General features: G+C 55.5%; 3 protein-coding genes. 1 reads left to right on the forward strand and 2 read right to left on the reverse strand.

Features of this window, described 5'->3' with window-relative positions:
- Both tssB and tssA read right to left on the reverse strand, forming a co-directional pair.
- Nucleotides 1–504 carry a type VI secretion system contractile sheath small subunit gene (gene tssB, locus BZL43_RS18620; protein ID WP_095633651.1) on the reverse strand — a complete coding sequence of 168 codons (504 nt, stop codon included), beginning with the start codon at nt 502–504 and terminating at the stop codon, nt 1–3.
- A gap of 32 nt (nt 505–536) precedes the next feature.
- Nucleotides 537–2093, reverse strand: a complete 1557-nt coding sequence (tssA, locus tag BZL43_RS18625; RefSeq protein WP_095633652.1) for a type VI secretion system protein TssA — start codon at nt 2091–2093, stop codon at nt 537–539.
- Between the two features lie 665 nt (nt 2094–2758).
- Here tssA and tssI point away from each other — a divergent pair.
- The gene (gene tssI / locus BZL43_RS18630) at nt 2759–6196 is read left to right on the forward strand and encodes a type VI secretion system tip protein TssI/VgrG (protein WP_095633653.1); all 3438 of its coding nucleotides are present in this window, start codon (nt 2759–2761) and stop codon (nt 6194–6196) included.
- The last annotated feature ends 121 nt before the right edge of the window (nt 6197–6317 follow it).

Genomic DNA, 6317 nt, shown 5'->3' on the forward strand with positions numbered 1-6317 from the left:
TCAAGCATCCTGGGCTGCGGCGTTCAGGCCCAGCTCACCCAGTACACGACCGCGAGATTCGTCGTCGGCGAGCACGCCTTCGATGGCTTTGCGGAACGCAGGCGCGTTACCCAGCGGGCCTTTGAGGGCCACCAGCGCGTCGCGCAGTTCCATCAGTTTTTTCAGCTCGGGCACTTGCTCGACCAGCGAGGCCGGGTTGAAGTCCTTCATCGAGTTGACGCGCAGTTTCACGGCCAGTTCTTCAGTGTCGCCTTCTTCCTGAAGACGATTCGGCACGCTCAGCGTCAGGTTCAGCTCTTGCTTGGCCAGCACTTCGTCGAAGGTCATTTTGTCGATGCTGATCGGCTTGCGATCTTCGACTTTTCGTTCGTCCTTGCGGTGGGTGTAGTCACCGATTGCCAGTAGTTTCAGCGGCAGTTCAATCTCTTCCTGAGCACCGCCGGTGGCGGGTTTGAAGGTGACGTTGATGCGTTCCTTGGGGGCTACCGAGCCTTCTTTGGCCATGGCTTTTCTCCTTGCGGTTGTGGCCCTGGGGCCTATTCGAGTACCACTTCGAGATCGAGGTGGCACAGCCTGCGATAAATCTCTTCCTTGCGTTCACGCACTGCATGGTTCTGCGGTAACAACTCGCAGCAGCTATGCAGCAAATGCAGCACTTCCAGCGCAAGATCGGGCTCCCAGGCGTGCAGGCCTGAGTCCTGTAATGTTTGGTCGAGGGTTTCGAGCTGGGTCTTGGCCAGTTCGTACTTCTTGGCCATGAAGCACAGCCGCGCGAGGGCGAACTGCCAGAAGAATCGAACCCGCCCGCCGTGGGCACTTTGCAAGCCCTGCTTGAGGATCTGCACGGCGGCCTTGAGGCCATCCTTGCGCAGAATCGGCAAGACCTCTTCCAGCGCCAGCTCCCAGGCTGGCTGGGTATCGGCGACCTCGACTTTGCGTGGCGCACTGGCGCTTTGCAGGTGCGGCATGACGTGGGCGCCAATCCAGGCGCGGGTGGCCGGATCGGCGAAGGGGGCGCCGTCATGGAAACGCAATTCGATGAGGCCGGGCAGACGCTGAACCAAAAGCGCGAAGTGGATTTCCACTTCGCGCATCGCCATCTCGGCGTTCAACGCCTGGAGGCATTCCCAGACCATTCGCTGGCCATCGAACCAGAACGGTGCCTTCGCCAGGCTCGCCTCCAGCTCTACCAGCAGATCAGCGTATTTCCCTTGGTCGTAGCGGTCCTGATAGGCCTTGAGTTTGTCCGCCGGCAGCCCGCGCAGAACGGTGATCTGCTCGGTGTTACGCTCGGGCACCGCGTCGATGGGCAGCCACAGCAGCGTGCGATTGAGGCGCAGGGCGCGCAGGTCGGTAGCTTTCTGCTTGAGCCACCAGGCGCACAACGGACGGGCGGTTTCCTGCTGGGCGCGCAGGGCCTTGTGGGCTTCTTTTTCGTTATCGATCGGCGCGCCGGGAGTGAACAGCTGGGTCGCGGCCTGCTTGACCTGCGCCACTGCGGCGCCCACCACACCGGGCTCCGGCTGATTGTCGGCGGCGCGCTGGACCATGTTTTTCAAGCGACGGGAAATCGGCAGCAGCAACGGCGCGTCATCGCCCAGATGCTCGGTGCACGCAGCATCAAGGCCTTCCAGGTGCTCGACCAGCCGGCGGAACAGCGGCAACTGCTCTTTGATCGCGACGTTTTCGTTCAGCACCTGCTCAAGACGCGGCACCAACCAACTGATGGCTGCGGCGCGGGTACGAGCCTTGTTCGGGTGAACCTCGGCCCAATGATTTTCACAGAGATGGTGCAACAAACCGAGGCCGGCCAGCAGCCCCTGGAAGGATTCGCGCTGGTACAACGCCCAGGTCAGCCACGCTGCGACACGCAAATCCTTGGATTGAGTGAGCAGCAGATTTTCACTGTTTTCGCGGATTTTCAGCCAGTCGATCTGACCGCTTTCGTGCATGGACGAGGCTTTACCCAACTCGCTTTCCAACGCCTCGTATTCGCTCGAAAAGCGAACGTCCTCGCCCGCGAAATTCTCTTTGGACACAGAGGCTTTTGCGAGTTCAAGGTAATGAGCAGAAAGTTTGCTTGAGTAGGACATCCATGGCCTTTAATTAGGATTACAGTCATATGGCCATTGGAGTTGCAATGGCGGCAGACAGTATCAAAGAGCTGCGATGATTCTCATCCAATTGAGGTTCGTGCTCTTTCAAGTGCGCGCATCGTAATCACAATGATGGCCACTAGCAAGCATCCGATTAAACAACAAGACGAAGTCTTTTAATCTCGTAGGAGATATCCCTATATGCAGCAGGGGAATCCCTGAGACTGGTTTAATTGTTCATTGTGTGATTCGCAGGCCGAAAACCATTGAAATAGAGCTTTCCGATTCTCTCACCTGAATAGATGCCGTATTCATTGTCGACTTGCTCCCTGAGGTGGAGGTGAATCATGCCAAAAATACAAATTGATGAATGTAGGAGCATTCCGAAATGCTACCGATATCCATGAATTAATGACGTGCGACAGTCAGCAAGAAAAAAGCGCCATCATTTTGATGGCACTTTTTTTATATTCCACCGAAGTTCCAAAATGGAACTTTGATATCGCGGAAATTTCATACCGGGCTTCAAGATCCCTCCTACATCAATACTTTGGATGCCTTGTTAGTGTGCATGGCATTTTGGCGACCTGCAGGCATGACTGGGGATCGCGATTTTTTCTCACTCAGCTTAAGGACGAGCTAAAAAGCAAAAGGATAAGCGCATGCTCGCACCCGCCAATGCCCCTCTATTCACCCTGACGATCCCCAACGTTCGCAACGATTTTAAAGTGCTGGCTTTTGAAGGCACTGAAACCATTGGCGCGTTGTACTCAATCAGTATCGATCTGATCAGTGAATTCCCCGGTATCGATCTGGAGAGCCTGCTTCTCCAACCTGCATTTCTGCAATTCGGTCTTAACGGCGAAGGTATCCACGGATACATCGAAGGGGTGTCAGAAGGCGATGTTGGTAAACGCCCGACCCGCTTTCAGGTGCACTTGGTGCCGGCGCTGTATTACCTGCAATTCAGCCAGGATCAGCGAATTTTCCAGGGGCAGACGGTGCCGCAAATCATCGCTCACGTCCTCAAAGCGCACGGCATTCAAACCGATGCATTCACCTTCCACGTCAAAACAAGTCCCCCGCGCGAATACTGCACTCAATACCGGGAAAATGATTTGGAGTTCGTCCAGCGGCTCTGTGCCGAGGACGGCATTACGTGGCATCACCAGCACTCTTCGCAAGGCCATTTGCTGGTGTTTACCGATGACCAGACATTCTTCCCGAAACTGGGCGAAACCCCATATCAGCAAGACACCGGCATGGTGGCGGAGCATCCGGTCGTCAGCCAGTTTTCCTTGGGTTTCAAAACCCGCCCCAGCATCGTGACCCGCCGTGACTACGACCTGAAACGCCCGAACGCGGTGCTGGAAAGTCGCTTTATCGCGGAGTTCGACCCCACCCTCGAAGACTATCGCTATCCGCTGCCATTCGAGACCGAAAAGCGCGGCAAACAACTGGCCCGGCAGGCACTGGAACGGCATCGAGTCGATTATCGGTTGGCGGAGGGCGAAAGCGATCAGCCAACTTTGCGTAGCGGCCACTTTTTCAATCTAACGAAACACCCACACGAAACGCACAATGATCTATGGCTGCTGCTCAGCGTGACCCATTTCGGGAAGCAGCCTCAAGCGCTCCAGGAGTTCGCCACCAGCGCTACCGAATCTGAGAACGACTTTACCCAAGGCTACCGCAACAGCTTCAGCGCAATTCCCTGGGACGTTTTTTACCGGACACCGATGCCTGCACCAAGGCCCATGCTGAATTGCCAGACCGCTCGCGTCACCGGACCTGTCGGCGAAGAGATTTACTGCGACGAATACGGTCGCGTCAAAGTCAAATTTCACTGGGACCGGTCTGAACGCAATGACGAAAACAGCAGTTGCTGGCTGCGGGTAGCGTCCAGCTGGGCGGGGGACAACTTCGGCACGGTGATCATTCCGCGTATCGGGATGGAAGTCCTCGTCACCTACCTCGAAGGCAATCCCGATAATCCGTTGATCACCGGCTGCCTGATCAACAAGGTCACGCCGCCGGCCTACCCATTGCCCGAAAACAAAACCAAAACCGTACTTCGAAGCCACAGCTCCCCCCGCACGGGTGGCTACAACGAACTGTCGATGGACGATCGCGCTGGCGATGAGTTGATCCACCTGCGTGCTCAGCGGGATATGGAGCAGAAGGTTGGAAATGACAGCCGGCTGGAAGTGGGCAATGAGAGTCGAGTCACCATCAAGGGCGACCGTATTACAGTGCTGGGATCTGAAGAGCACCTCACTATCACGTCGGATCGAAAAATCCAGGTAAGCGGCAACGACTACCTGCATGTCGCAGGCGAGAGCCACACAAGAGCTGATGAAACGCTGGTTATCGAAGCCGGTGAGCACGTGCACATCAAGGCAGGTACGCACCTGGTGATTAGCGCGCAAGAGAGCCTTTCCATAACGGTCGGCGATCAACACATCGTGCTCAACGCCGACGGTATTTTCAGCAGTAGCGCGATTGATGTCGGGGGTGCTCCAACGCCGGGTACGGCTGCGCATACATTACTGCAGGGGGCTGCGGCGGGCTTCTTGGTGTCCGTCGCGCCTGAGCCATCAGAAGAAAATGCATCAGATGATCTGGAGGAAGAGGAGGAAGAAGTCGAAGAGGAAGGTATTACTTTGCGGATTGGCATGTTCTTCGATGGCACTGGCAACAACAAAGCCAACAGCGAAACCGTAGCGGCCTGCTACGCACCGGACGCCAACCTCGCAGAAGCCGCCGAGGAAATACAAAAGCACTGCGCTGCTTATGGGTACGACGGCAACGGGAACTTGCCGGACAATAGTTATGGGAATGATGTGAGTAACATCGCGAGGCTGTATGACTTGTACACTGATCACTCGTACAAGCCTTTGCCGGAAAACTCGAAAACTGCATCAATCGCGGTTTATATCGAGGGCATTGGGACTAGAAACAATGGAACAGACTCACTCTACTCACAAGCGACCGGCAGGGGCGAAACGGGTGTAGTTGCAAGCGTTGAACAGAGTCCGAAAAAGATCATGGAGCAACTAGGCATGCTTCAGCAGGAAAACCCTGGAGTGATCATTGAAAAAATCGAATTCGATATTTTCGGCTTCAGTCGGGGTGCGGCAGCGGCGCGGCACTTTGCGAACGAAGTACTCAAGGGCGAGCACAGCCTTCTGGCGAAAGCACTATCGGTCGGATCCTCGCTCTTACCCAAGAGCTTTAACTGGCGTCTCAAAAACGATATCACCATCAACTTCATTGGCCTGTTCGATACCGTCGCATCGATTGCCAATCCCGGGCTGTTCGACTTCACGGGCACCAACAGCAGAAACCCCGGCGTCAATCTCAGACTGCCAGATGACTGTGCCAATAAGGTGGTGCACTTGGTTGCCCGAGACGAAATTCGTGAAAACTTTGCCCTCAACAGCCTCGGCGACATAGACCTGGTCTTACCCGGCGCGCACTCGGACCTCGGCGGCGGCTACTTGCCAAGAGCCAAGGAAAAACTCCTGCTGGGCAAACCCGTTACCAGCAACATCAGCCAAAGCATGGCACCCACCCGCAGTGCCGCTTACCTTGCCGCCGAAAAGGAAATGTACGCCTGGTATGAAAAAGGCGTCATCGAATTGGATGGTCCGGGCAGCGAACTTCAAGTGGCGCTCTGGGAACGTCCATTGCCCAAATCAAGAGAGCGAGGTGGGCCCAGTACCGATCCACAGAAAAAGGTTTTTGCGGCTGCCAGTATTGAACGCCCGGTGCATGGCGAACTGTCGCTGGTGTATTTGCGCATCATGCGCGAGCTTGCTGTCAGACATGATGTGCCATTCAAACTTATCCCTGATACCCCAGCCCTGCGATTACCCAAAGAATTAGAGCCTATCCACCAAAAGCTCCAGGCCTACGCCCTTGGCGAAACAACGGTCGAGGGACTGACGCTTGAAGAAAGAGCACTGTTACGCAGGCGCTATATCCACCTTTCCGCTAACTGGAACGCTGCCAAAGGTCTAAACAGCAGCGACATGAACATTGTTTTTATCAACCGACCAGCCAAAAACAACCAACGTACGGTGCATCCCAATGAATAACGCCGTCTGCATTTTTACTAATTGCGCAGGCCTGCTGGTTGGATTGCTGTTGGCTGGCTGCACGCAAAGCTTCGCTCAATCGCTCGATCACAAAGAATGGTTCCTGGGCTTTGGAGCACCG

It is taken from the genome of Pseudomonas sp. PICF141 (assembly GCF_002286815.1).
GTDB lineage: Bacteria > Pseudomonadota > Gammaproteobacteria > Pseudomonadales > Pseudomonadaceae > Aquipseudomonas.

Bases quoted from the DNA above. Each gene is read 5' to 3' on its own strand.
- tssB (WP_095633651.1), bottom strand. From the start codon at position 504: ATGGCCAAAGAAGGCTCGGTAGCCCCCAAGGAACGCATCAACGTCACC.
- tssA (WP_095633652.1), bottom strand. From the start codon at position 2,093: ATGTCCTACTCAAGCAAACTTTCTGCTCATTACCTTGAACTCGCAAAA.
- tssI (WP_095633653.1), top strand. From the start codon at position 2,759: ATGCTCGCACCCGCCAATGCCCCTCTATTCACCCTGACGATCCCCAAC.